Raw genomic sequence first — 24,276 nt, 5'->3', positions numbered from 1 at the left:
ATGGCAACACTCATCGCAGAAAATCTGGCGAAAGCCTACAAGGGCCGTAAAGTCGTCGAAGACGTCAGCCTGAAAGTGAACTCCGGCGAAATCGTCGGGTTGCTGGGGCCAAACGGCGCGGGTAAAACCACCACCTTCTACATGGTGGTCGGCATCGTACAGCGCGACGCCGGACGCATCATCATTGATGATGAAGACATCAGCATCCTGCCGCTGCACGCCCGTGCGCGCCGCGGCATCGGCTATCTGCCGCAGGAAGCCTCAATTTTCCGCCGTCTGAGCGTCTACGATAACCTGATGGCGGTGCTAGAAATCCGTGACGATCTGAGCAGCGAACAGCGTGCCGACCGGGCCAACGAACTGATGGAAGAGTTCCATATCACCCATCTGCGCGACAGCCTGGGCCAGGCGCTGTCCGGCGGTGAACGCCGCCGCGTCGAAATTGCCCGCGCGCTGGCCGCCAACCCGAAATTCATCCTGCTGGACGAACCCTTCGCCGGGGTTGACCCGATTTCCGTTATCGATATCAAAAAAATCATCGAGCATCTGCGCGACAGCGGCCTGGGCGTGCTGATCACCGACCATAACGTGCGTGAAACGCTGGACGTTTGTGAACGCGCCTATATCGTCAGCCAAGGCCAGCTGATCGCCCACGGCACGCCGGAAGCGATTCTGAGCGATGAGCAGGTGAAACGCGTTTATCTGGGCGAAGAATTCCGCCTGTAATGCCTTGCGTCAGCGATACGTAACGGTTAACGGAAAAATAGAAAGAACATTATGAAGCAAGGTTTGCAACTCAGGCTCAGCCAACAATTGGCGATGACTCCCCAGCTGCAGCAGGCGATCCGCCTGCTGCAGCTGTCTACGCTTGAGCTTCAGCAAGAGATCCAACTGGCGTTAGAAAGTAACCCGCTGCTTGAGCAAACCGACCCGCACGATGAGATCGACGCGGAAGAGAGCAACGACACCGAAGATCTGGATACCCGCGAAGCGCTGGAGCAAAAGGAGATGCCGGACGAGCTGCCGCTGGACGCCACCTGGGACGAGATCTATACCGCAGGCACGCCATCGGGCACCGGCACCGATTACCGCGACGATGAGCTGCCGGTCTATCAAGGGGAAACCACCCAGACGCTGCAGGACTACCTGATGTGGCAGGTGGATCTGACGCCGTTCTCCGATACCGACGCCGCCATCGCCACCTCAATCGTTGACGCCGTCGACGACACCGGCTATCTCACCGTCTCGCTGGAAGATATTCTGGAAAGCGTCGGCGCGGAAGACGTCACGCTTGATGAGGTGGAGGCGGTGCTCAAACGGGTGCAGCATTTCGACCCGATCGGCGTCGCGGCGCGCGACCTGCGCGACTGTCTGCTGGTTCAGCTGTCTCAATACGCCAAAGAAACGCCGTTCCTCGCCGAAGCCCGGCTGATCATCAGCGAACACCTGGATCTGCTGGCCAACCACGACTTTCGCAGCCTGATGCGATCAACCCGGCTAAAAGAAGATACACTGAAAGAAGCGATGCTGCTGATTCAGTCGCTCGACCCGCGCCCGGGGCAGTCGATCAATACCGGCGAGTCGGAATATGTCATTCCCGACGTGCTGGTACGCAAGGTGCACAACCGCTGGACTGTCGAGCTGAATGCCGACAGCATTCCGCGTCTGAAGATCAACCAACACTACGCCGCACTGGGCAACAGCTCGCGTAATGAAGCCGACGGCCAGTTTATCCGCAGTAACCTGCAGGAAGCGAAATGGCTGATCAAAAGCCTGGAAAGCCGTAACGATACGCTGCTGAAGGTGACGCGCTGTATTGTCGAGCAGCAGGAGGCGTTCTTTGAACAAGGCGAGGAGTTTATGAAGCCCATGGTGCTGGCGGATATCGCCCAGGCCGTGGAGATGCATGAATCGACGATTTCACGCGTGACCACGCAGAAGTTCCTGCACAGCCCGCGCGGCATCTTCGAACTGAAATATTTCTTCTCCAGCCACGTCAACACCGACAGCGGCGGCGAGGCTTCCTCCACGGCGATCCGCGCGCTGGTGAAGAAATTGATCGCGGCGGAAAACCCCGCCAAACCGCTTAGCGACAGTAAACTGGCCACCCTGCTTGCCGATCAGGGCATCATGGTGGCGCGGCGCACCGTCGCCAAGTACCGAGAGTCTTTGTCCATCCCGCCGTCGAACCAACGTAAACAGTTGGTTTGACCTCAATAGAGAAGGAAGACATTATGCAGCTCAACATTACCGGACACCACATCGACATCACCGAGCCGTTACGTGAGTTCGTGAATACCAAGTTCGCCAAGCTAGAACAGTATTTCGACCGCATTAATCAGGTTTATGTCGTGCTCACCGTGGAAAAAGTGCAGCAGATTGCGGAAGCAACGGTGCACGTGAATGGAGGCGAGTTGCACGCCACCTCGGAAAAAGAAGATATGTATGCTGCAATTGACTGCCTGATTGATAAACTGGCGCGGCAATTGAACAAACATAAAGACAAATTGAAGCAACACTGACAATCTGGGCCGCTACCGTCCGCGGCAGCGGCCTGAACGTAGCCTTCGTGCTACCGGGCTGCCATCGGCGCGTTATTCTGCGGAATAACGCGCCGATAAGCCATCAGGGTTTAACAGACGAAAAATCGCCTCGTTAAGCAACGACGTCGCAGAGCGTTTGGCACCGCCAAACCAGCGCTAAGCAAGCTTAAGCGTGTGATTTTAAGTGAAGATGAGATGAACGACGAAATAATGCAATTAAGCTCGGTGCTCAACATCGAGTGCACCAGAAGCTCGGTACACTGCAACAGCAAGAAACGCGCTCTGGAAATTATCAGCGAACTGGCAGCCAAACAGCTCAACCTGTCGCCGCAGGTGGTGTTTGACGCGGTTCTCACCCGTGAACGCATGGGAAGTACCGGTATCGGCAACGGTATCGCTATCCCTCATGGCAAGCTGGAAGAGGACACACTGCGGGCCGTTGGCGTGTTTATCCGTCTCGACCAACCTATCGCCTTCGACGCCATCGACAACCAGCCGGTCGATCTGCTGTTCGCCCTGCTGGTGCCGGCCGATCAGTGTAAGACCCATTTGCATACGCTGTCGCTGGTCGCCAAGCGTCTGGCCGATAAAACCGTCTGCCGCCGCCTGCGCGCCGCGCAGAGCGACGAGGAGCTTTATCAAATCATTACGGAATAACCGGTTGCCGGCGTGACTTCCGCCGGCGATAACGATACTGTTTGTCTGTCACGGATCCCGGCCGTCGCCGGGCTCATATTTCCAACGGCGGCATAAACGCCGCTGAGATGCCAGGGGGAGTTGCCACATGGTGCTGATGATTGTCAGCGGCCGTTCCGGTTCAGGGAAATCCGTCGCCTTGCGGGCGCTGGAAGATATGGGTTTTTACTGCGTTGATAACCTGCCCGTGGTGCTGCTGCCCGAGCTGGCCAAAACGCTGGCGGAACGCAACAGCTCCGCTGCGGTCAGCATCGACGTGCGTAATATGCCGGAGTCACCGGAAGTATTCGAATATGCGATGACGCAACTGCCGGACAGCTTCTCCCCGCAACTGCTGTTCCTGGACGCCGACCGCAATACGCTGATCCGTCGTTACAGCGACACCCGCCGCCTGCATCCGCTGTCCAGCAAAAACCTGTCGCTGGAAAGCGCCATCGATGAAGAGAGCGACCTGCTGGAGCCGCTGCGCTCGCGCGCCGATCTGATCATCGACACCTCTGAAATGTCGGTACATGAACTGGCGGAGATGCTGCGCACCCGCCTGCTGGGCAAACGCGAACGCGAACTGACCATGGTGTTCGAATCCTTCGGCTTCAAGCACGGCATCCCTATCGATGCCGACTACGTGTTTGACGTCCGCTTCCTGCCGAACCCGCACTGGGATCCTAAGCTGCGGCCGATGACCGGTCTGGACAAGCCGGTAGCGTCGTTCCTCGACCGCCATACCGAAGTGCATAATTTTATCTACCAGACGCGCAGCTACCTTGAACAATGGCTGCCGATGCTGGAAACCAACAACCGCAGCTATCTGACGGTCGCCATCGGCTGTACCGGCGGTAAGCACCGTTCGGTGTACGTGGCCGAACAGCTGGCGGACTACTTCCGCTCGCGCGGCAAGAACGTGCAGTCGCGCCACCGCACGCTGGAAAAACGCAAGCAATGACCATCAAACAAACGGTCGAAATCAAGAACCGGCTGGGCATGCATGCCCGCCCGGCGATGAAGCTGTTTGAACTGGTGCAGAGTTTTGACGCCGAGGTGATTCTGCGTAACGACAGCGGTACCGAAGCCGAAGCCAGCAGCGTGATTGCGCTGCTGATGCTGGACTCCGCCCAGGGCCGGCATATTGAGGTCGAGGCCAGCGGCCCGCAGGCGCAGCAAGCGCTGGACGCGGTGATAGCGCTGTTTAATTCCGGCTTCGACGAAGATTAAGCGCCGGATGGCACTTTAAGACCGTACGAACCCGGCTCATCAAGCGTTTTATGGCGGCGTATGACTCAATAACATATCAATACAGCCAAACACCGCGCCTATCGTGACAGAAACCAGCCAGACTAAAGAAAAATAATAGTAGCCTTTTATCCAGCCGATCTCCGCCACAGGGCGTGAGCTTAAAAAAACATAAGGCTCATTGGAGAGGTAGCTGTTACGGCCCGTTTTAATCTTTTTACCGGTCAGTAAAAGATAAAAAAAGCGTACGGGATAAAAACTGCCGAAATAGCCCAAATGCGCCATAAAACCATGGTAGCTGGGCATAAAAAAACCTTGCTGCTGATACAGAGAAATCAACTGCTCATAGCGCCGGCGGATAAACGCAAAATACACCATACTGGCGAAGCCAAGCACGATACCACCGAAAAAAAGGACCAAGAACATCGTAGTAATAAAGGTATACATCGCAAATCTCCCCTGCCCCTTATTTCAGTAGTAAATCAGCCATCTTATTACCACCGTATTCTCCCAACTTTTCTCCCGCATATCCCCCGGCCAATCCTCCTGCGGCCGTGCCTATAAGTCCGCAGGCCAAACCCGCGGCACCTGCCGTTGGGGCACTGATAATACCTAATGCCAGGCAAATCCCACCTCCGGCTGCTGCTCCCCAAGTACCGCCAACGGCACCAAGCCATACTCCGCCACCGAAAGCACCATACCCTTTTAACGCCACCCGCGTACATTCCTTCTCTCGGCCAAGGGTGCAGGCATGATAAATATCATTGGTCGCGCTGGCCCCGGCGGTCGCAATCCCAATCCAGCCCGCGCCTTTCATAAACTTCACCGCCTTGCCGGCGCCCTCCAGGTAGCTCGCATAGCCCTTTATCGCTCCGACACCCGCCGTTGACCACTCATGCACAATGGAACGGCTGGAGAGGTTCAGCGCTCGCTTGATGCTCTCATAAGGGTGCAGGTTAAGGAGGTTACGCGTGAGCCGACTGAAGATCGGTTTATCCAACAATGCTTTCAACTCGTTAAACAACCGCTGTCTTTCCACAAAAAACTGCTGGCCGATCAGCGTTCCCTGAGTGCGGAACTGGTTTTGATAGCTGGCCTCAATCTGCTTAAGAATCGTGTCGATGCGCATAAAGTACTGCTTGCCGGCATCGCTGGCCATCCCCAGCCCTCGGCTGGTACCGTTAAGGATGGTCGCAATAGCGGCATAGTGGCGCTGGAGGAAGTTCGCCTGCTCAACGTTAACCGGCTCCATGGCCCGGTTAACCGCCCGCTTAGCCTGGTATAACTGCCGTAGCAACGCATCCTGGCGTGAATGTTCGGGATCGGCAACAATCACTATCTGCCCGGGCTTCAGCCACGGCGTATCCGCATTGATCTGCATAAAATAACGGGCCGCAGTGCTGCGTGGATTGGCGAACAGCGTACTTCCTTGAAAGGCTAATGAACCCGGCGTTTCAACAACGCAGTAGCCGGGTTCTACGGGTCGGCGGGGAAACGTGGCCATCTTGTGACTCCTGTCAGCAAAGAGAGCCTTTGATTTTTAAGATAAAATAAATAATGGTCAATGCAAAGACGGCGCATTCGTGAAGCCGGACACTCAGAAATAACCGGTTTATATCCGGCTCAGGCAATCCAGCGCCACCGCTTTAAAACTGGCAAAATCATTGCTGCCCAGCAGCCGGCTCATCGAGCGTTCACGGACAAAGGTCACAAACAGTTCGTAAATCGCCATCGCCTCTTCATAGTCGCTTTTACTGATCGCCAGCAGGAAGATTACGTGCGCCATTTCGCCGTCGCCCCAGTCGATGCCCTGCGGCGCCAGCAGCGTCACCACCACGGTTTTCTTCGCCAGCAGCCCCAGCGAGTGCGGCAAGGCGATGCCTTCCCCCAGCAGGGTGGAAACGATGGCTTCGCGCTCCACCACCGAAGGATAAAAATCCTCGCCGACATAGCCTTCCTGCTCCAGCTGCGCACACACCTTGCGGAATAGCTGCTCCTGGGTCAGCGGCTCATTGACCACCATAAAGTGGTTGGCGTCGAAGAACTTTTCCAGCATATACGGCTTGGTGCGGTCCACCAGCACCAGCTTGCCCAACTGCTCCAACTGATATTCGGTCGGGAACGGCGACATCACCACCACCGGCTTGTTCTTCTCGCTGACGCGGGCGTTGGAAATCACAAAGTCTTCGTCGATATGCGTCAGCACTTCGTAATCACGCAGTGAAACGGTGCGCGTCATCACCAGCTGCGGATATTTGCGGGCGATTTGCGCCTGGATCATGCGCACCGTCGAGTTACCGGTGTCGCATACCAGCATCACCTGCGGATGGCGCTCATAGCCGATGTTGTAATGCCGCTCCAGCCCGACGCCGATATGCAGCACCAGATAGCCGATTTCGTTCTCGCTCAGCGTGTAAGGGGTATATTTGCCCCAGCTGGAAACCGCCGCCAGCGTAACGTCATAGGCCATCGGGTAGTGCTGTTTGATATTGGTCAGCAGCGGGTTGGGAATATTGATCTGGTATTTCACCCGGGTAATCATGGTTTTGATGTGGGTGAGCAGGTCGGCGCGCAGCTGCTTGTCGCCCTGCAGATTGTAGTTATAGTGGGTATTGATATAGGAAAGGATGTAATCCACCAGCGCTTCTTCATCGTCGGCGTTGATTTCGGTCGGACGCACCTCCTGCACCCGCCGTGCGGCGATATTCACCCGCAGATAGGCCTCTTCGGCCGCCGACACCTCTTTGCCAGCGGCTTTGCTCAGCTCGCCCGCCAGCCAGGTCGACGCCTTGCGCACCGCCTCGTCGCCGTCCTCCACATCAAATTCCGGCAGCGGGTAGCCGTCGCTGATACGCTTGAGCGCCACGGCGCAGTAAAAGATCAGGTACTGCTCGCCTTCATCGGTCAGACGAATATTGTATTGCGACAGTAGCGGATGCAGCAGGCCGGCAAAGGTCGTCACCTGCGGCTGCAGCAGGATATCGTTATTCAGCAGCGGATTTTCCGCATTCGCCAGGTGCAGCTGGAACAGTAAATCGGTCAGGCAGGCGCGAATCGCCATTTCGGCGCCGAACAGCTTCATGCCGTAACGCGGTTTGGTTTCTATGGTTAACTGGTAACCGGCCAGCCGCTCCCTCACCTCAGCCATATCGTTCTGCAAGGTTCCGCGGCTGACAAACCATTCATCGGCCAGATCTTCCAGCTTCAGAGAAAACGCTGAGGTCAGAAAACGCACCAGTAAGGCGTGCACGCGCTCCTGCGCGCTGCGCGGCGTGGCATGCTTTCTGCGTTCCTGCAGCTGCAGCGCATTGAACAACTTGGCGTCATCCACCTGCAGCCGATAGCCTGCGCCGCGGCTATGAACAAAACGCGCCCCGTATTTTTCCAAAATATCATTCAGTGCGGTGATATCCGCACGCACCGTACGGGTGGAAACCGCCAGGCGTTTCGCCAGTTCATCCTGCGGCAGGGTTTCCGATTGCAACGCATCAAACAGATAAGCTAAACGAGGATAAGGAAATCTCACCATTGTCATTCCAATGTTAAGCGCCCACCTCAGCGCGAGGCGGGCTGCGCTAAACCGACCAGAGAGTTACTGCGTCGCCGGCGCAAAGACTATCTGCGATGGGCTGCCCACCGGCGTATATCCTGCAATAAAACTGAGCTTGCCGCTGTGTGGATCCACGGCGAAACGCGTCACGTTGTCGCTGCGCTGATTCAGCGCATACAGATAGCGCCCGCTGGGATCCAGAGTGATAGTGCGCGGGTAATCACCCCGCGTCCAGGTTTCCGCCACCGGCGTCAGCTCGCCCGCCTTGCCGACGCTAAATTGTGCGACGCTGTTGTGCAACCGATTGGCGACGTACAGGTTGTTACCATCCCGGCTCAGCGCCAGCCCGGCGGCGAAGCTGGTGCCCTGATAATTCGCCGGCAGCGTCGATGCCGCGTGCAGCTGGCTCAGCGTGCCCCGTTGCGCATCAAAACGGTAGCTGGTAAGCGTGGACGCCTCTTCATTCACCAGCAGCAACGTTTTGCCGTCAGGATGGAAGACAAAATGACGCGGCCCTGCGCCGGCCGACGAAGCGGCGATCCACGGCGGATCGTTCGGCGTCAGTTGGCCGCTGGCATCGTCAAAACGCCACTGATAGATCCGATCCAGCCCCAGATCGGTCGAGAATACGAACTTACCGCTCGGATCGCTGGCGATCATATGCGCATGCGGTCCGTTATGATCGCTGACGGCAAAGCTGCCGGCTACCGCCGCCGCCGGTTTTGCCGCGCCGGCCGGGCCTTGCTGCTGCCGTACCGAACTGGCCGCCGCCAGTTTGCCTTCCGCGTCTATTGGGAAGACCGCCACGCTGCCGCTCTGGTAGTTGGCCACCAGAAGATGACGGCCGTTCGGCGTCAGCGAAAGATACACCGGCCCCGCGCCCTGCGAATCCACCTGATTGAGCGGCGTCAGGCTGCCGTCCTCGCCATTGATGCGCAGTGCGGCAATCGTGCCATGCTTACCGTCATCCGCCGTGCCGACTTCGCTGGCGACGTACAGCGTTCTGCCGCGGGCATCGACCGTCAGTTGCGCGGGATTGGCCAGCGTGCTGACCAGCGTTTTATCGCTCAGCGCGCCGCTGGCGGCGTCAACGCGTAATCGGTATACGCCTTCGCCGTTGGGATTGTAGGTGCCGATGTAGGCAAAATGGGATGAGGTGGTCGTCATGGCGTCCTCAGCTTGCAGCGCCGGACTGGCCATCGCCAGCAGCGCCAGGGATACTGCGCCCAATAACGGAGCGCTTCGCAGGGTAACCCAGTTTCGCATATTTATCCTTGATACAGGTAGGGGCACAACCGACCACGCCCATTAAAACGGGGCGCCGCACTGCGCGGCGCCGTCTTTTACGCCGGGGTCAGCCCACCAGCTTTTTGGTCATCGCCAGCAGCGTTTTCACATCCTGCGGACGGGTATTGCCGGTGGCGGAGTCAATGATCGAACTGTAAATGTGCGGGATCACCTGCTTCACGCCGGCGCGCAGCGCAATCTCGACGATCTCTTCGAAGTTCTGCAGATCGATACCGCCGGTCGGCTCCAGCATGAAGTCATGCTCGGCACAGGCCTGCGCCACATACTGATACTCGTCCTTGCACTTCAGGCCGCCCATCGGGAAATACTTGATGGAGCTGCCGCCCATGTCTTTCAGCAGCGCAATGGCGGTCTCCACCGGCACGATGCCGTCCGGCGCGTCGGCGCTCAACGGCCCGGTAGAGATCTTCACCTGCCCGACGCGGCCGGTCGGCGACACCAGGCCGTTCACCACGCTGTCATTTTGCCCCAGCAGCGCCCGGCTGGCGCCGACGCCGGTAAACACCTGGTTGACGTGCTGCGGCTGCACCTGCTGCGCAATCAGGCTGACCATCGCCGACTGTTTAGGATCGCCCGCCCCCAGCCCCACCGACAGCGCATTGTCGATCAGGCGCGCATAGCGCTGCATATCCGCCACCGCGCTGGCGACGTCCGGATAGTTCTTGGAGAGCACACCGACCAGCACGTGACCTTCCGCCGCGTCGTAAATCTCCTGCGCGTTGTCTTTCGACCCCGCCAATACGTTGAGACAAACGCGGTCACGGTAATAGTTTGGCTTCAGCTTCATGCTTGTTTCTCCAATAAATGTTTAATACAGGTAAATACGGTCATCAGCTGCGCTTCATCAACGCTGCGCACGTCTACTTCAATCTTGCCCTCGTTGGCCTTGTAGCCGCGGAAATAAATGGCGATTTCGCCGTTCTTCAGCGCCTGCACCATTTCCGAGGTCGAGATGCCGATCGCAGCTTCGTCAAAGGTAATTTCCGCACGGGCGATATCCCGCCCGGCGCTGTCCCAGACGGTCTGCGCGCTGACACCGTGCAGCGTATTCAGATTGGCGATAAACGCCGACATACGCTCGACCATCTGCGCACCGCTGGTTTTTTCCTGCGTCAGGTAGCTTTCAATCGCCTGCGTCAGGCCCAGGATGCCCTCTTTGCCAACCTTCATCGCGCGACCGATACCGCCGGACTGCTGTTTCACCCAGGAAACGTACTGTTTCTTACCAAGCACCAGCCCGCTGGTCGGCCCTTCGATCGCCTTCGCGCCGCTGTAGATCACCAGGTCCGCGCCCATCTGGTAGTAGCTCGTCAGATCTTCTTCGGCGGCGGCGTCGACGATCAGCGGCAGATTATGCTGACGCGCCACCTCGGCGGCCTGCTCAACCGACAGCATGCTTTTCTGCACGCAGTGGTGTGATTTGACGTACAGGATCGCCGCCGTCTGCGGCGTAATGCAGGCCGCAAGCTGCTGCGGCGAGCACTCGTTAGCGTAACCGGCTTCCACCACCTTGCCGCCGCCCAGGGCGACCATGGTGTCGACCGGTGCGCCGAAATTAACGTTGTGGCCGCGCGGCAGCACGATCTCACGCGGTTCATTGACCGGCGCCGAATGCAGGTTTACCAGCAGGTTGGCGTTGTCGCGCACGATCACCGCCGCCACCGACTGGGCAATGCCCGCCGAAGCGCAGGACACCACCACCGCGTCTTCCGCATTCAGCAGCCTGGCGATGTACGCGCCGGTTTTATCCACCAGATCTTTCATTTCAAAGTAATGGTTCAGGCCGTAATCCACCGCATCAATCACCGTCGGGCTCGGCGTGGAAACGCCAAGAATCGTCATGCGGCCGGAGGTGTTAATCACCTGTTTTAAATTATATTTTTCATAGATCGAAGACATGATCGGCCTTCCCTTCATCGGTTAATAAGACTTCCCCGGCCACCACTGCGGCCAGCGGAACCAGCAGTTGCTCGCCCGTGGCGGACTGCCCTTCAGAATCGGCAAACACCTGCGGCCCCTGACGCACCTCAAACAGGGTTAAATCGGCATCGAAGCCCGGCTTGAGTTGCCCCTTGCTCGGCAGACGCAGCGCCGAGGCGGCGTTTTCCGTCACGCAATTAATCACCTGCGGCAGCGTCATGCCCAGAGTGAAGAATTTGGACATCACCGTCGCCAGGCTGTGTACCGGGCCGGAGATGCGGTTGCGGCAATAGATATCCGAACTGATGGTATGCGGCAGCACGCCCAGCGCGATCGCCTGGCGCGCCACCTCAAAGCTGAAGCTGGCGGTGCCGTGGCCGACATCCAGCAGCACGCCGCGCTTCAGCGCGCGCTGAACCGACTCACGCAGCGTACCCGCAGGCGTCAGAATGCGGTTCGGTTTGCCGTTATAACAGTGGGTAATGATGTCGCCGCGCGTCAGAAAATCGGCAATTTCATCCAGATCCGGCGGGTTGTTGCCAACGTGCACCATCAACGGCAGCTGCTGATTTTCCTGCTGAATCTCTTTCGCCAGCACCAGCGGCTTAATGCCGTTTGGCCCTACCACACTGCTGCTCATCCGCGCCTTAATGCCGATCACAAAGCCGCTGTGACGCTCGATGGCGCTCTTCACCCCTTGCTTGTTGATATCGCTCAGATCGGCCAGTTCGTTCTGCCGCAGCAGACCGATGCGCGAAATATTCAGGAAGGCGAAAACGTTGGTTTTGGTGTTACGCGTCAGCGTATAGAACTCATCAATGTCGTCGCTGCCGGTGCTGCCGGCGTCCACCACCGAGGTGACGCCGCTATGGATGCCGACGCGATCCGGTTCATCGTGATAAATAGGCGAAGAGGGGTAGCAGTGCACATGGGCGTCGATCCAGCCGGCGCTCAGACGATAGTTGCCCGCCAAATCCCACTGGCGCTTGGCGGACATTTCCGCCGACAGCTGGCCGACCGCGGCGATTTTACCGTCGGCGATCGCCACGTCCGTCAGGGTATCGTCCGCCAGTCGGGCGCGGCGGATTATCAGGTCATACATACTTCATTACTCCTTATACCCCGCCGGCTTCACGCCGCTGTACGCAGCGTGAAGCCTGGGTATACATTAGTTGTCTTGCTGCGGGAACAGCCGGACGTCAAGCAATGGCGACCGGGAAAATCGCCCCCAGCACCATGGCGCCCAGGATCGCGCCGCCGGTGATTGGTTTACCCCAGATGTAGAACAGTAAAGCGCCAAGCAGAGAGCCGATGCCGATAGGAATCGACGCGGTCATGGCGGACAGAATAATCAACGGCCCGAGGAAACGGCCGGAGGAGTTGCCCGCCCCCATCATCACGTCAGCGCCGTAGGTGGAGTTGCTCTGATTGATGGTGAATTTACGCGCCAGAATGATCAGATAACCAATCGCCAGGCCAATCACCAGGCCGGTCGCCAGCGATGCGGCGAAGTTGGCCACCGGGAAGACGAACCCGGCCCCCAACAGCAGCGCCGGCACGCCCAGCCCCACCCCGGTCTGAATGGCGCCGCCGATATCGAGGATCCCCACCAGAGAGCCTTCGATAATGCGCGCAAACAGGAAGCTGGCGCCGAACGCCGCCACCGCGCCATAGACGCCGGTATCCATGCCGGCGCGCAGCATTGAGACAAACGCCACTTCGTTAAACGCACCGATGCCGTACAGGTAATACATATGCGTCCCGGCAAACACGCCGGCGGACAGCAGGCCGACAAAAATCGGGAACGACCAGTCGGCATACCAGAAGCCTTTTTGTTGGACTTGTTCTTCCATCATCGCTCTCCTTATTTACCGCTCAGGCCGTTGTGAATCGCATCCAGCCAGCCGGGCACGCCCAGGCTGAAAGATTTGAGCAGTTCCATATCGAAACCGCGGAAGAAGCCGCTCAGCACGAACAGCAGCACGATGGTCGCCATCATGATTTTGGTGACTTTGTTCCAGCCGCTCTCTTCCACGCCCTTGCCGATCAGGATCCCCAGCACCAGGCCCGGTACGGCGTTGCCCATGATCAGCTGCGCCAGGCCGCCGAAAATGGTGCCCCAGAAGCCGGAACGTTTACCCGCGTCGATCGCCGCCAGCCAGAAGATCACCGGCATCACGGTGTTGACCAGCAGGTTGGCCGCCGGCACCAGCACCTTGATCGCCGTCACCTGCAGTGCCGCCGGCACCGCAGAGGCGGTAGAGTTAAGGAAGGCCACCACGATCATGCCGATGATGCCGCAGGCGATCGCCATTTTCTTCGGATCGTGCAGCGTTTGCGCCACGTTACGGTTTTTAATCATCAGCGCCGCGGCGCCCCAGTTGGGAATAATGCGGTGGTCGACATCCTGCGTGAAGGCGCCGGCCGCTACGGAGGAAGCCCAGGCGTTAAAGAAGAAGCCCAGACCAAATGAGAAGTGCGAAGCCGGGTCGCCCTCGCAAGAATTCAGCTCGCCTAACGTACGGAAAGCCCCCATTCCCTGAGTCGTCGGGGCATGGAACATACGCGCGGCGCCAGCACCGACGCCAACGCCTACCAGCCCGCCGATAATAATCGACTTAAATAAGATTATGAGAAACATCTGTTTATCTCTCCACGTATACCCGATTCATTGCAAATTAAAGCCAACAACGCCGTAACATGAATAACTCCGGGTATCTGTCAGTTTTTTATCTTGTAGTGAAGACCACCTTTTCAGTGTTGATGACCGTCACATTTATGGTTACTTCCAATGAAACTGCATAGCTTTTTCTTTCCCGCGGCAGGAAGAAAAAGAGAAACCTTTCTTTTGTTATTTTTTCTTCCGCACTTAATACGCTGACGTCCTGCGGTTCGATACGCAGCAGAATATTACTGGTGGACTTTAATACCGCGCCCTGTACGCTTGCCAATGCGGAGGCAAAGGCTTTGGCCTTCGTATCGCCTTTGCCCGCAACGGTGACTGAGGTGGTATATTGTTCCTTCATTATGCCGCGCCGTGTTTTTTGATATAGGCTTCCACCAATTTCTGACCCAGCTCTTCTTTATCCATAAAGCCGAAGCCTAATACGTTGCAGCCTTCATTAATCGCCGTAACGCCTTCTTCAATGGAACGCATGCCGTATTTCGCTTTATAACCATGCTTGGTCTGCGCCGTAATTGCACCGGCGCCGCCGCTGCCGCAAAACGAGATGCCCAGCTGTGCATTTTCCGCCTTCATCACATCGCCAAGCTTCATATCCGCCGCCACGCCGGGGATGACCACTGCTTTTCCGCCGGCATTTTCAACGCCCTGGCCCACTTTCTGCCCTTTTCCCAGACGATCGCCGATAACTACGGTAATTTGACTCATGAAATATTCTCCTGATTTATAATAATTGATAATTAATTATTGGTTATTATCTTTTGCCACTTCGAAATGTACGGAAAGCAAATAGGCTTCCTCGATGGGCAAGGTTTTTAATTGATCGACCACCCGCTGCGCCAGCTGCATCGAGTGCGGTGAAATTTCATCAAACAGAGATTTATCCACTTCCGGCAGCGGTTCGCCGGTAATAGAGCGTAATACCATCGCGCGTACGTGTGATTCCAGCATTTGCTGTTGCACCTCGTTGGTATAAATGTTCTCTGCGTTTAACATTTCAGTAATATCCGCCAGCAGCTGGGTGGTTATTTCCGCCGCCTGCGCAATATCAGCCTGTTCAGTTTTTACCGAAGTTGCTCCTGCATTCACTTTTCAGTCACCCCATGGATACAGACGTTAATTATTGAGTGACAAAGCGGCGCTGAATAAACCGCTTTATCTGATGGCTTTACCCTAACCCCGACGACATGGCTTGTGTAGCGCGTTTTTTTCCAGTTCAAAGTGGAAATTAGGTGACGGATGGGGATCGGTTTCTCAAAATGCATTATTTAGCGATAAGTTAATGGAAATACAATGAGATAACGCACTGCGCGCGCGCGCCTGGGCGAAAATGCGGAAGAAAAGTTCGTGATCGAGATCTCTTTCTTTTCTGCGGCCAAGCGCCTACTATCGGCAAGACACATCGACATTGCCAACACCCCGCACCTTCAGGCGCGGGGTGTTGCTTTATGCCGCCTTTTTACTATTTGGAAAAAACGCCCCACGGCGTGTTTTGATGTAGCTCCGTTGCTTGCGGCACACAGACCGCAGAGCGTCGGGGATAACGGGAGAGTGGAATGACCAAACCAATCATTACGATTAATGAGCTGGATGCGGAACGCCTGGATGCGTTATTGGAACAGCCGGCTTTCGCCCATACCGACATTGCCGCCGCGCTTAATGACGAGCTGGATCGCGCCGAGATCTTGCCGCCGGCGCAAATCCCGGCCAATGTGGTGACGATGAACAGCATCGTTCGTTTTCGCGATCTGCACACCAGCGAGGAGCACGTGCGTACGCTGGTGTTCCCCGCCTCACTCAAGGACAGTAATGAACAGCTGTCCGTGATGGCGCCGCTGGGCGCGGCGCTGCTGGGCATGCACGTCGGCAAACAGATTACCTGGACGCTGCCGAACGGCGAACAGGCGAATATTGAAGTGTTGGAACTGCTGTACCAACCGGAAGCCGCCGGCGAGTATCATCGCTAAACGGCACGACGGGCGGCCCTCCGCCGCCCGTACAGTTACAGCAGCATCGATACCAGCACCAGAACCAACAACCACACATACACCCGCGCATGCAGCTCATCGCGCATCTTCGGCAGCGCATAGCGAGCAAATGCCATTCCCAGCATGCCGGACAGCGCCAGCCAGACCAACATACCCAGATTGACATACCCCAGATAGTCCGCGCCGGCGACCTTGCCGTATCCCAGCCAGCCATACATGCCGGCACCCATCACGGCGATGGCGATAGACAGCGGATTGGCCGCGCTGACGCAGTATTTCATCTCATAGCCGTGCCGCCGCAACAACGGCACCGTCATCACGCTGCCGCCAACGCCGAGCATGGCGGCAATCACGCCAATGCCCGGCCCGCTCAGCCATAACGTCGCGGCGGACAATGGACGACGCGCGGTTTTCTGCAGAAAACCTTTACGCCATACGCAATCGATGATGGTCACCAGCATATAGAGGATAAACAGCAGGCGGATCAGGCTGTCCGTCAGCCGCGTGGCGATAAACGCGCCGATCAGCGCGCCGCCCGCCAACGCGTAAAACAGCGGTATTACCGTTTCCCGCCGTAAAGCCCCGCGACGCCATTGGCTATAGCTGGCGTAGCCGGCGTTGAGAATCATCAGCGTGGTCGAAGTCGCGACGGCGATATGCATTGCCTGCCCGGGCTGTGTGCCGGCGATCAGGTGATAGACCAGCGGCACCACCACAAACCCGCCGCCGAAGCCAAACAAAATGGTGCTGATACCGGTCAGAAAACCGGCGCCCAGCAGAATAACGACATCCGTCATAACCCATGTCCTGCCCAGAGAAGAAGGCGACAGGATAAAAGCGATCGCCTCTGGCTTGCATACGCCGTTATGCCAACTATCATTGCATTTCGGCCAACTTTCCCGGCAACTCCGATGCACAATGTCCCGATCGACGAGGTCGACCACCTGGCGCGCCCGGTTATCGCCCTCGCCAGAAATTATCCGTCCGGCTATCTGCTGCCGATGCACAGCCACCGCCGCGCCCAGTTGCTGTACGGCGCCACCGGCGTCATGCACGTCACGACCCGGCAGGGCAACTGGCTGGTGCCGCCGCAGCGGGCGGTATGGCTGCCGCCCGGCATGCCGCATCAGGTAACGATGGTCGGCGTGACCACCCACAGTCTGTATCTCGAACCGGCGGCCCTGCCGGAGACGGTGCGTGCGGCGCTCTGTCGGGTGGTCAGCATCTCGCCGCTGATGCGCCAGTTGCTGATAGCCGCCGTGGAGATGCCGCTGGAATATGCGCAGCACGGCCGCGACGGCGCGCTGGTCGCCCTGCTGCTGCATGAAATCGCGCGTATGCCGGCGCTGCCGCTGCACATTCCGCTGCCGGCCGATGCGCGGCTGCATGCGCTGTGCCATGCGTTTTTACAACGGCCGGATATTCATCTGCCGCCGCAGCAGTGGGCTGAACGGCTGTATATGAGCCTGCGCAGTTTTAGCCGTTTCTTTCAGCGGCAAACCGGCATGACATTTTCACAATGGCGGCAGCGGGCGGCGGTAGTGCTGGCGCTGGCGCGACTGGCCGCCGGCGACAGCGTGACGCAGATAGCGCTGGATCTGGGTTATGAGAATAGCGCGGCGTTTTCCGCCATGTTTCGCCGGGTGCTGGGGCAGACGCCCTCCAGCTTTCTGCAGGACGGTACGGTGGAGCGATAAGCGGCGGGAGGGCCGCCGCCACGGCGCTTAGCGATATTTTTGGTGGTAGCTGTCGCGGGTGGTTTTAAAGGCTTCCGCCTGCTTTTTCGCCTCGGCCAATTTGCCCTGACTCGCCAGCGCCAGCGAGGCGTCAATCTGGCCGATCAGCGTATCCAGACCGTGACGGAAGCCCTTCATTTCCGGGCTGTCCGGCGCTTTGTCCTCCAGCTTGGGCGGCGTGCCCTGCTTGGCGTCCTGCGCGGCCGCACGCATATTTTGCAAGCTTTGTTTGAAACTGTCGGCGGAATCGGTTTTTAACGCGGTTTTATAGTTACCGGCGATGATGTCCATATTTTCATCAAGATCGGCCGCCGTCGCCAGAGAACTGACGCCCAGCAGCGCCAACGCCGCCAGCGCTTTGCGTGTATTGTTCATGCTCACCTTCCGTTATTGTTTTAATTAACCGCTGATTAACATAGGCGGCATGCGGAAAAAGCGAAACCAGAGATTTGTAAGGAAGGTTAAAGGCTGAGGCTGCGGGAGAGAGGAATTCTGGCCGGCGTTACACCGGCCATCGCGCCGTGATTACTGCCCGGCGATTTTCATTTCCGGCAGCAGCACCGAGCCGCACTGGATATTGCTGCGGGTTTCGATATCGCTGCCGACGCTGACGATATTACGCAGCATATCTTTCAGGTTGCCGGCAATGGTGATCTCGCTGACCGGATACTGGATTTCGCCGTTCTCCACCCAGAAGCCCGCCGCGCCGCGCGAATAGTCGCCGGTCACGCCGCTGACGCCCTGGCCCATCAGTTCGGTTACCACCAGGCCGGTGCCCAGCTGCTTGAGCATGCCGGCAAAGTCATTGCCCTGGCCGGCAATGCGCCAGTTATGGATGCCGCCCGCGTGGCCGGTGCTGTGCAGACCCAGCTTGCGCGCCGCGTAGCTGGTCAGCAGCCAGGTTTGCAGCACGCCGTCCTTCACGATATCGCGACGCTGGGTGCGCACGCCTTCGCTGTCGAACGGCGTCGAGGCCAGCCCCTTCAGCAGATGCGGATGCTCTTCAATGGTCAGCCACTCCGGCAGAATTTGCGTGCCGAGCGCGTCCAGCAGGAAGGTGGATTTACGGTAGACGCTGCTGCCGCTGATGGCGCCGACCAGATGGCCGAACAGCCCGGTCGCCACTTCCGAGGCAAACAGCACCGGCGCCTTCATGGTTGCCAGCTTACGCGGCGCCAGACGCGACAGGGTGCGGCGTGCGCACTCCTCGCCCACCCACTCCGGGCTGGCCAGATCGTTCAGATCGCGGCCGATGGTATAAGCGTAATCCCGCTCCATATCGCCCTGATGCTCGGCGATCACGCAGCTGGACAGCGAATGACGGCTGGAACAGTAGCTTTGCAGCATGCCGTGGCTGTTGCCGAACACCTTAATGCCGTAGTGGCTGTTAAAGCTGCCGCCTTCGGTATTGGTGATGCGCGAATCGGCACCAAGCGACGCCTGTTCGGCACGGGCCGCCAGTTCAATGCCGCGTTCCGCATCCGGCTCCGCCGGGTGGAAGAGATCGAGATCCGGCGCCTCAAACGCCAGCAGATCCTTTTCCGCCGGGCCGGCATAAGGATCTGGTGAGGTGTAGCGGGCAATATCCAGCGCTGCCTGTACGGTGCGCGCAATAGCGTCCGGGCTGAGATCCGTCGACGACGCGCTGCCTTTGCGCTGCTGATAATAGACGGTAATGCCCAGCGCGCCGTCGCTGTTGAACTCGACGTTTTCAACCTCGCCAAAGCGGGTGCTGACGCTGATGCCGGTGGTTTTCGTCACGGCGACCTCTGCCGCATCGCAACCGACCGCCGCCAGATCCAGCGCCTGGGAAACCGCGTTTTCCAGCGTCTTGCGCTGCTGTGCAACCTGAGTGACTACTTTCATCAATCTGCCATAATTTAGAAATCCATAGCCTTGAGTCTAACAGGAAGCGCGTAGAATTTCGCATCTCCGGCGGCAGTATTTCGCACGCTAATCTGCGCGCGATCGCCGCCATGCCAATTATTTTGGGGTTCGCCGCGGCAACCTGTTAGGATTAGCCTCTTTTTAACGGAGCCTACCATGAAAAAACAACCTGAAGACTGGCTCGACGATGTCCCGGACAATGAAAACGAGGACGATGACGAGATTATCTGGGTCAGCAAAAGTGAAATTAAACGTGACGCCGAAGCGTTAAAAGACCTGGGCAGCGAGCTGGTTGATTTAGGGAAAAACGCGCTGGAACGCATCCCGCTGGATGACGATCTGCGCGCCGCCGTCGAACTGGCGCAGAAGATCAAGAAAGAGGGCCGCCGCCGCCAGATCCAGCTGATCGGCAAACTGCTGCGCGCCCGTGACGTCGAGCCGATTCAGACCGCGCTGGACAAGCTGAAAAACCGCCATAACCAGCAGGTTTCACTGTTCCATAAGCTGGAGTCGCTGCGCGATCGTCTGGTGGAGGAAGGAGATGAGGCGATCCCGGCGGTGCTGGAGCTGTATCCGCAAGCCGATCGCCAGCAGCTGCGCTCGCTGGTGCGCAACGCGCAGAAAGAGAAAGCCGCCAACAAAACGCCCAAGGCTGCCCGTCAGATCTTTCAGTATCTGCGCGAGCTGGCTGAAGCCGCCGAGTAATGCATTACGGCGTCGCCGGCATCATGGGATGAATCACACGTTCATCCCCGATGATGCGCGGCGGCGACGCCGTCGGCTTCACGCATATTGAAATACAGACTGCCTTCCAGCTCTTCTTCCGCCTCCTCAAACAGCAGAATGATCGCGCCAAAACGACGTTTGCGACGGTTATCAAGATTGGTGAACTCAATCTCGACCGGCAGACCGATCTCCCCGGTCACCACGTCCCACAACGCATCCAGATTGGCACCGAAACCGTCCCCCAGCGCAAACTTATCGGCAAAATCGCGATAAAACGCCGGCAGGTCAGGGATCTGGCTGAAATCAAACTCTACTTTCCCCATCAAACTCACTCCACCCGAATGAAGTTTTTGTAGTGATCGCGCGTAACGAATATCAGGCCGTCGCTGGAATACAACAGCCGATCGGCGCCGCGGCGACCGCAGCGGTAATTGATATCCGCTTCACGCCATACCCGTTTGTGGGCGCTCGGCAGCCGTCCTTCCCGGTTCGAGAAGCGATCGCCGCCAATCGCCTTGCCCGGCAGCACGCTGCACAAATTGCCGCTGCGTGCGTCCCAGCCCTGTTCCCGCGCCTGTCTCTTGCTGATGTAATAGTCCGGCAAACGCTGATGCCGCTGCAAATAACTTACTACCCGCTGCTGCTGCGTCAGCTGGTCGATACTTGCCGACGCCCTCTCGGCCACCGCCGGTACGTTGGAAATCGCCCGATCGCCGGTATCGCGCAGCATGTTAAACCCGGCCACCGCCACGGCGATCGCTATCGCCACGAGAATCCGCTTGTTCATGACTTTCCCTGACATCCGGGCCTGTATGCCCCTGTGTTATATAAATGAATATTATGAATGAAAGATGAACGTCGCGTAACCTTTCCCATCGGGAGTCATTACGCGCCGAACCGGCGCCTGATGCAGCACAACCACCGCGCCGCAACGCCCGACGCCGCCTGTTATCATGCCATTTTACGGCGTCGCTGACACGCGTAACCGCCCCGCCAGCGGCGGCCACGACAGAAAAACGCATCTTTTTTCAGTATAGTCTTAGAGGAACGGCAAGACAGCACGCCCCGGCCCGATTACCGCCGGCGGCGTGCTAAAGCGCAGGATTAATCAATTAACGCGTGGCGATAACGATGCAGCATATCCGCCAGACGACGTACCGGACCGGTAACGCTGAGCGGCGCATGGTTATCCACCAGCTTCTGCTGATATTCATTCATTTCGCTGAGCAGACGATCGTAGTAATACGCCCGCTTCACCTCGTTTTTAGCGCTCACCACGCGGTCGGCGGTGCGGCGAATCTGGCGGTGGAACACCGATAGCTCTTCGCTGGCGGGGATCTCGGCGCGCTGCATCCGCTGGTGCGCAATAATCAGGTTCAGCGCCAGACGGTATTTGGCAATATCGTTGGGGAACATCATCAACAGCTGGTTCAGCTGCTGATACAGCGCCGGCAGGTGGTTCTCCCGCCGCTTGGCCGCCTTGGTGGTCAGGGCCGATACCGCGCTGCTGACGAAGCTGTTCAGCAACGTACGGCCGGTGCGCTCACGCGAGTTATCGCGAATCAGCAGCAGCACCATCAAACCGACGCAGCTGCCGAGGAACTGGCCGATTGAGGCATCAAGGAACTGCGTAACGTTGAACTCCATCGGGTTGCTGAGCACCAGAATATTGATGGTGCCGGCCAGCGTCCCCAGCGAACCAAGCCGCCGCTTCTGTACCTCAATACCGATAATAAACGCCAGTAATCCCAGACTGAGACAGAGCAGCAGAATGCTTTGCTGCGTCGCCGGGATGATCACCATAAAGTACAGCGCCCCCAGCGGTATCGCCACCAGCATGCCCAGTACAAAGTCCATCGCCACCATGCGCGGGTTCGGCGTGCGCATCGCCAGCGAGGTGATAACGGCGATAATCACCATAAAGCCGCTGCCGGAGGTCCAGCCGGTCCACAGCCACAGCAGGCAGCCCAGCGCGGTGGCGGTAAAGGTGCGCAGGCCGTTAATCATCGCGTGGTGTCCCTCTGCCGAAACCGGTTTGATTTCGACTTCCGTGCTGAGGATATCCTCCTCCACGCCGCTGATGCTGCTGTTGGTATGAACGCCTTTTGCCAGCAGCAGGTAACGGGTCGCCGCGCCGACCCAGCTGGATACCGTCAACAGCGTGTCATCGGTGCGATGCACCGTCAGCACCTGACGCATCACTTTCATGCGGCGGTGAATATCCTGCGGCGTCTCCGCCGGCTCCATCAGCAGTTCGCGCAGATTTTCGCTCAGCGCGTCCGGATGGTTGAGCAGAATCAGGTAGGTTTCGCAAGCCTGGGTAATCAGCGTCAGCGACAGCGTATGCAGCGCACGCGCGCGGCGGTTGACCTTCTGCCAGTGCGAGGACTCCATCATCAGGTTGGCGCGCATGCCGTTCAGCGCGGTGGTGCCTTTCACCAGGTTGCCCCAGGCGCGGTCGATCTCTTCCTTGTCCGCATTACTGATACACATCTGCAGCAGTTTATACTGCTGCACCAGCAGGTTATCCACCGCCCGGTCGATATCCTGTTTGATCGAGCGCGGGGAGAACAAGAGATCCGCCAGCACCGCGCTGACGATCCCCAGCACGATCTCGCTGCAGCGCTCCACGGCGAACTGCGGCGCCTCCAGCAGGTGCGACTCGCTGGTGGCCACCGTGACGATAATGATCAGCGCGGTATAGCCCGCCAGCCCCCAGGCGTAAGAGTTTTCCACCTTGATCAGCGATGAGATCCAGGTGCAGACGCCGGCCCAGATGCAGCACAGCAGCAGCATCACCACCGGCGCACGCGCGGTGGTGACGATAATCAACAGGCCGACAAAGCAGCCGATAAACGTACCGATAATACGCAGCCAGCCGCGGTAGCGGATAGCGCCGGAAAACGGCTCGCCGCCGGCGGCAAAGGCCGGGCCGGCGGCGACGATGGCGGCGGTCATTGCCGACCAGCGCGGCGTTTCCAGGTTGAGATGGAAGCCGACAAACAGCGCGAAGACGATCGCAAAACTCAGTTTGAACGCAAATCTCAAGCGGATAAAGGTTGGGTTATTCATTAACCGAACTCACGCAGCCGGTGCATCAGCTTGACGAACGGCGACTCGCGGTCGCTATCGCGGTCGTTCTGACCGGTGATCACCACGGTGGCCGTCGTGCCGGCAGGGTACGGATGCTGCTGGTCTTTCGCATCCAGCATGATTTTTACCGGCACGCGCTGCGCCAGACGCACCCACTCCAGGTTGCTGTCGATGGCAGCCAGCCCTTTGCTGTCATTGCTGCTGCTGCTGTTGTTCACCGCCGCCGCCACGCTGTCCACCGTACCGTGCATAATGCGGTTACTGCCAAGCGGAGTAATCTCCGCGCGGTCGCCGCGGTTCAGGCCGTGCAGCTTGGTCTCTTCCATATAGGCCAGAATATAGAAGGTGTTCTTTTTCACCAGCGCCACCGCGGTGGAGCCGCGGGTAATAAAATCGCCGGCGTGCACGGTCAGGTTGGTTATCCAGCCGTCCGCCGGCGCACGCACCGTGGTACGCTCCAGATCGAGTTTGGCCTGATCGCGCACCGCGATCGCTTTCGCCAGCTGGTGCTGTGCGGTCTCCAGCGCGTTGCTGGCCTGTTCAATCTCTTCGCGCGACATGGCGTCAACGCCCAGACGCACGCGACGGCTCGCCTCACGCTTTTTCTCTGCGCTCAGCGCCTGGTAATACGCCACGTCGGCGCTGGCTTCCGCCAACGCCTGCTGATAGCGCGGCTGGTCGACCACAAACAGCACCTGGCCCTTTTTCACCAGTTGGTTGTCCGTCACCAGCACATCGCTCAGCAGACCGCTGACGTCCGGCGCGATCGCCACCACATCGGCGGTAAATTTGGCGTCACGCGTCCACGGCGATTCGGTATAAAACACCCAGGCCTTGAAGACGGCGATAATCCCCAGCAGGACAAGAATCAGAGTGATCGCGATTCTGGCTATTTTTATTGAAAATGTTTTCACAG

The 24,276-nt window shown here is 58.2% G+C and carries 28 protein-coding genes; 9 read left to right on the top strand and 19 right to left on the bottom strand.

What is annotated here, in order from left to right; all coding sequences use genetic code 11:
- The 6 genes from lptB to npr all read left to right on the top strand — a co-directional run bounded on the left by lptB (position 1) and on the right by npr (position 4,451).
- Positions 1 to 726, top strand: coding sequence for an LPS export ABC transporter ATP-binding protein (lptB, locus tag FO014_RS12405; RefSeq protein WP_105232760.1), 726 nt, complete (start codon positions 1 to 3; stop codon positions 724 to 726).
- Positions 727 to 777: 51 nt separating this feature from the next.
- Positions 778 to 2,211 (top strand): RNA polymerase factor sigma-54, encoded by a 1,434-nt coding sequence (gene rpoN, locus FO014_RS12400; protein ID WP_160029737.1) that lies wholly within the window; start codon positions 778 to 780, stop codon positions 2,209 to 2,211.
- Positions 2,212 to 2,234: 23 nt separating this feature from the next.
- The gene (hpf, locus tag FO014_RS12395) at positions 2,235 to 2,522 is read left to right on the top strand and encodes a ribosome hibernation promoting factor (RefSeq protein ID WP_015962009.1); all 288 of its coding nucleotides are present in this window, start codon (positions 2,235 to 2,237) and stop codon (positions 2,520 to 2,522) included.
- 216 nt (positions 2,523 to 2,738) lie between these two features.
- Positions 2,739 to 3,200: a PTS IIA-like nitrogen regulatory protein PtsN gene (gene ptsN / locus FO014_RS12390; protein ID WP_105232762.1), complete on the top strand. Its 462-nt coding sequence runs from the start codon at positions 2,739 to 2,741 to the stop codon at positions 3,198 to 3,200.
- Positions 3,201 to 3,327: 127 nt separating this feature from the next.
- Positions 3,328 to 4,182: an RNase adapter RapZ gene (gene rapZ, locus FO014_RS12385; protein ID WP_015962011.1), complete on the top strand. Its 855-nt coding sequence runs from the start codon at positions 3,328 to 3,330 to the stop codon at positions 4,180 to 4,182.
- A complete protein-coding gene (gene npr, locus FO014_RS12380) occupies positions 4,179 to 4,451 on the top strand; it encodes a PTS phosphocarrier protein NPr (protein WP_015962012.1) in 273 nt (90 codons plus the stop codon). Before rapZ ends, npr begins: the two co-directional genes overlap by 4 nt.
- A gap of 48 nt (positions 4,452 to 4,499) precedes the next feature.
- Here the strand turns inward: npr and FO014_RS12375 are convergent, their stop codons facing one another.
- The 12 genes from FO014_RS12375 to FO014_RS12320 form a co-directional block, all read right to left on the bottom strand.
- Positions 4,500 to 4,916: a hypothetical protein gene (locus FO014_RS12375; protein WP_160029736.1), complete on the bottom strand. Its 417-nt coding sequence runs from the start codon at positions 4,914 to 4,916 to the stop codon at positions 4,500 to 4,502.
- Between the two features lie 19 nt (positions 4,917 to 4,935).
- Positions 4,936 to 5,973: a hypothetical protein gene (locus FO014_RS12370; RefSeq protein ID WP_160029735.1), complete on the bottom strand. Its 1,038-nt coding sequence runs from the start codon at positions 5,971 to 5,973 to the stop codon at positions 4,936 to 4,938.
- Between the two features lie 108 nt (positions 5,974 to 6,081).
- A complete protein-coding gene (locus FO014_RS12365) occupies positions 6,082 to 7,998 on the bottom strand; it encodes a BglG family transcription antiterminator (RefSeq protein WP_105232765.1) in 1,917 nt (638 codons plus the stop codon).
- 63 nt (positions 7,999 to 8,061) lie between these two features.
- Positions 8,062 to 9,285, bottom strand: a complete 1,224-nt coding sequence (locus FO014_RS12360) for a lactonase family protein (protein ID WP_160029734.1) — start codon at positions 9,283 to 9,285, stop codon at positions 8,062 to 8,064.
- An 88-nt stretch (positions 9,286 to 9,373) separates the two neighbouring features.
- Positions 9,374 to 10,114 carry a 2-dehydro-3-deoxy-phosphogluconate aldolase gene (gene dagF, locus FO014_RS12355; protein ID WP_105232767.1) on the bottom strand — a complete coding sequence of 247 codons (741 nt, stop codon included), beginning with the start codon at positions 10,112 to 10,114 and terminating at the stop codon, positions 9,374 to 9,376.
- Positions 10,111 to 11,226, bottom strand: a complete 1,116-nt coding sequence (locus tag FO014_RS12350) for a DgaE family pyridoxal phosphate-dependent ammonia lyase (RefSeq protein ID WP_160029733.1) — start codon at positions 11,224 to 11,226, stop codon at positions 10,111 to 10,113. Before FO014_RS12350 ends, dagF begins: the two co-directional genes overlap by 4 nt.
- Positions 11,210 to 12,349 carry an amidohydrolase/deacetylase family metallohydrolase gene (locus FO014_RS12345; RefSeq protein ID WP_160029732.1) on the bottom strand — a complete coding sequence of 380 codons (1,140 nt, stop codon included), beginning with the start codon at positions 12,347 to 12,349 and terminating at the stop codon, positions 11,210 to 11,212. The genes FO014_RS12350 and FO014_RS12345 overlap by 17 nt, the downstream gene beginning before the upstream one ends.
- 97 nt (positions 12,350 to 12,446) lie before the next feature.
- Entirely contained in the window at positions 12,447 to 13,100 is a 654-nt protein-coding gene (locus FO014_RS12340; RefSeq protein WP_172606327.1) for a DUF4310 family protein, read from the bottom strand.
- Positions 13,101 to 13,111: 11 nt separating this feature from the next.
- Positions 13,112 to 13,888: a DUF4311 domain-containing protein gene (locus tag FO014_RS12335; protein ID WP_105232771.1), complete on the bottom strand. Its 777-nt coding sequence runs from the start codon at positions 13,886 to 13,888 to the stop codon at positions 13,112 to 13,114.
- A gap of 88 nt (positions 13,889 to 13,976) precedes the next feature.
- Complete coding sequence (locus FO014_RS12330) at positions 13,977 to 14,273, bottom strand: DUF4312 family protein (RefSeq protein WP_105232772.1); 297 nt, start codon at positions 14,271 to 14,273, stop codon at positions 13,977 to 13,979.
- Entirely contained in the window at positions 14,273 to 14,638 is a 366-nt protein-coding gene (locus FO014_RS12325) for an SFCGS family glycine-rich protein (protein ID WP_160029731.1), read from the bottom strand. The genes FO014_RS12330 and FO014_RS12325 overlap by 1 nt, the downstream gene beginning before the upstream one ends.
- A 36-nt stretch (positions 14,639 to 14,674) precedes the next feature.
- A complete protein-coding gene (locus FO014_RS12320; protein ID WP_160029730.1) occupies positions 14,675 to 15,019 on the bottom strand; it encodes a PRD domain-containing protein in 345 nt (114 codons plus the stop codon).
- 467 nt (positions 15,020 to 15,486) lie between these two features.
- Here FO014_RS12320 and rnk point away from each other — a divergent pair, with 467 nt between their 5' ends.
- Entirely contained in the window at positions 15,487 to 15,897 is a 411-nt protein-coding gene (rnk, locus tag FO014_RS12315; protein ID WP_160029729.1) for a nucleoside diphosphate kinase regulator, read from the top strand.
- Between the two features lie 35 nt (positions 15,898 to 15,932).
- On the opposite strand, the gene FO014_RS12310 is transcribed toward rnk, so the two are convergent.
- On the bottom strand, positions 15,933 to 16,715 hold the full coding sequence (locus FO014_RS12310) for a sulfite exporter TauE/SafE family protein (RefSeq protein WP_160029728.1): 783 nt from the start codon (positions 16,713 to 16,715) through the stop codon (positions 15,933 to 15,935).
- Between the two features lie 114 nt (positions 16,716 to 16,829).
- Here FO014_RS12310 and FO014_RS12305 point away from each other — a divergent pair, with 114 nt between their 5' ends.
- Positions 16,830 to 17,615 carry an AraC family transcriptional regulator gene (locus FO014_RS12305; protein WP_160029727.1) on the top strand — a complete coding sequence of 262 codons (786 nt, stop codon included), beginning with the start codon at positions 16,830 to 16,832 and terminating at the stop codon, positions 17,613 to 17,615.
- A gap of 27 nt (positions 17,616 to 17,642) precedes the next feature.
- On the opposite strand, the gene cybC is transcribed toward FO014_RS12305, so the two are convergent.
- Together cybC and pmbA are read right to left on the bottom strand one after the other, a co-directional pair.
- On the bottom strand, positions 17,643 to 18,029 hold the full coding sequence (cybC, locus tag FO014_RS12300) for a cytochrome b562 (protein WP_160029726.1): 387 nt from the start codon (positions 18,027 to 18,029) through the stop codon (positions 17,643 to 17,645).
- A gap of 150 nt (positions 18,030 to 18,179) precedes the next feature.
- Positions 18,180 to 19,520, bottom strand: coding sequence for a metalloprotease PmbA (gene pmbA, locus FO014_RS12295; protein WP_160029725.1), 1,341 nt, complete (start codon positions 19,518 to 19,520; stop codon positions 18,180 to 18,182).
- 177 nt (positions 19,521 to 19,697) lie between these two features.
- Here pmbA and yjgA point away from each other — a divergent pair, with 177 nt between their 5' ends.
- A complete protein-coding gene (gene yjgA / locus FO014_RS12290) occupies positions 19,698 to 20,246 on the top strand; it encodes a ribosome biogenesis factor YjgA (RefSeq protein WP_160029724.1) in 549 nt (182 codons plus the stop codon).
- 41 nt (positions 20,247 to 20,287) lie between these two features.
- Here the strand turns inward: yjgA and FO014_RS12285 are convergent, their stop codons facing one another.
- From FO014_RS12285 to aaeA, 4 genes are all read right to left on the bottom strand, one after another.
- Positions 20,288 to 20,590 carry a barstar family protein gene (locus tag FO014_RS12285; RefSeq protein WP_105232781.1) on the bottom strand — a complete coding sequence of 101 codons (303 nt, stop codon included), beginning with the start codon at positions 20,588 to 20,590 and terminating at the stop codon, positions 20,288 to 20,290.
- A 5-nt stretch (positions 20,591 to 20,595) separates the two neighbouring features.
- On the bottom strand, positions 20,596 to 21,054 hold the full coding sequence (locus FO014_RS12280) for a ribonuclease domain-containing protein (protein ID WP_160029723.1): 459 nt from the start codon (positions 21,052 to 21,054) through the stop codon (positions 20,596 to 20,598).
- Between the two features lie 317 nt (positions 21,055 to 21,371).
- On the bottom strand, positions 21,372 to 23,339 hold the full coding sequence (aaeB, locus tag FO014_RS12275; protein WP_160029722.1) for a p-hydroxybenzoic acid efflux pump subunit AaeB: 1,968 nt from the start codon (positions 23,337 to 23,339) through the stop codon (positions 21,372 to 21,374).
- The gene (gene aaeA / locus FO014_RS12270; RefSeq protein WP_160029721.1) at positions 23,339 to 24,274 is read right to left on the bottom strand and encodes a p-hydroxybenzoic acid efflux pump subunit AaeA; all 936 of its coding nucleotides are present in this window, start codon (positions 24,272 to 24,274) and stop codon (positions 23,339 to 23,341) included. The genes aaeB and aaeA overlap by 1 nt, the downstream gene beginning before the upstream one ends.
- Positions 24,275 to 24,276 lie beyond the last annotated feature (2 nt).

Origin of the sequence: Serratia rhizosphaerae (assembly GCF_009817885.1) — a bacterium.
In the GTDB taxonomy this organism is placed as follows: Bacteria; Pseudomonadota; Gammaproteobacteria; order Enterobacterales; family Enterobacteriaceae; genus Serratia_B; species Serratia_B rhizosphaerae.
The sequence above is the reverse complement of the archived record's forward strand: the minus strand, read 5'-3'. Positions and strand labels throughout refer to the sequence as shown.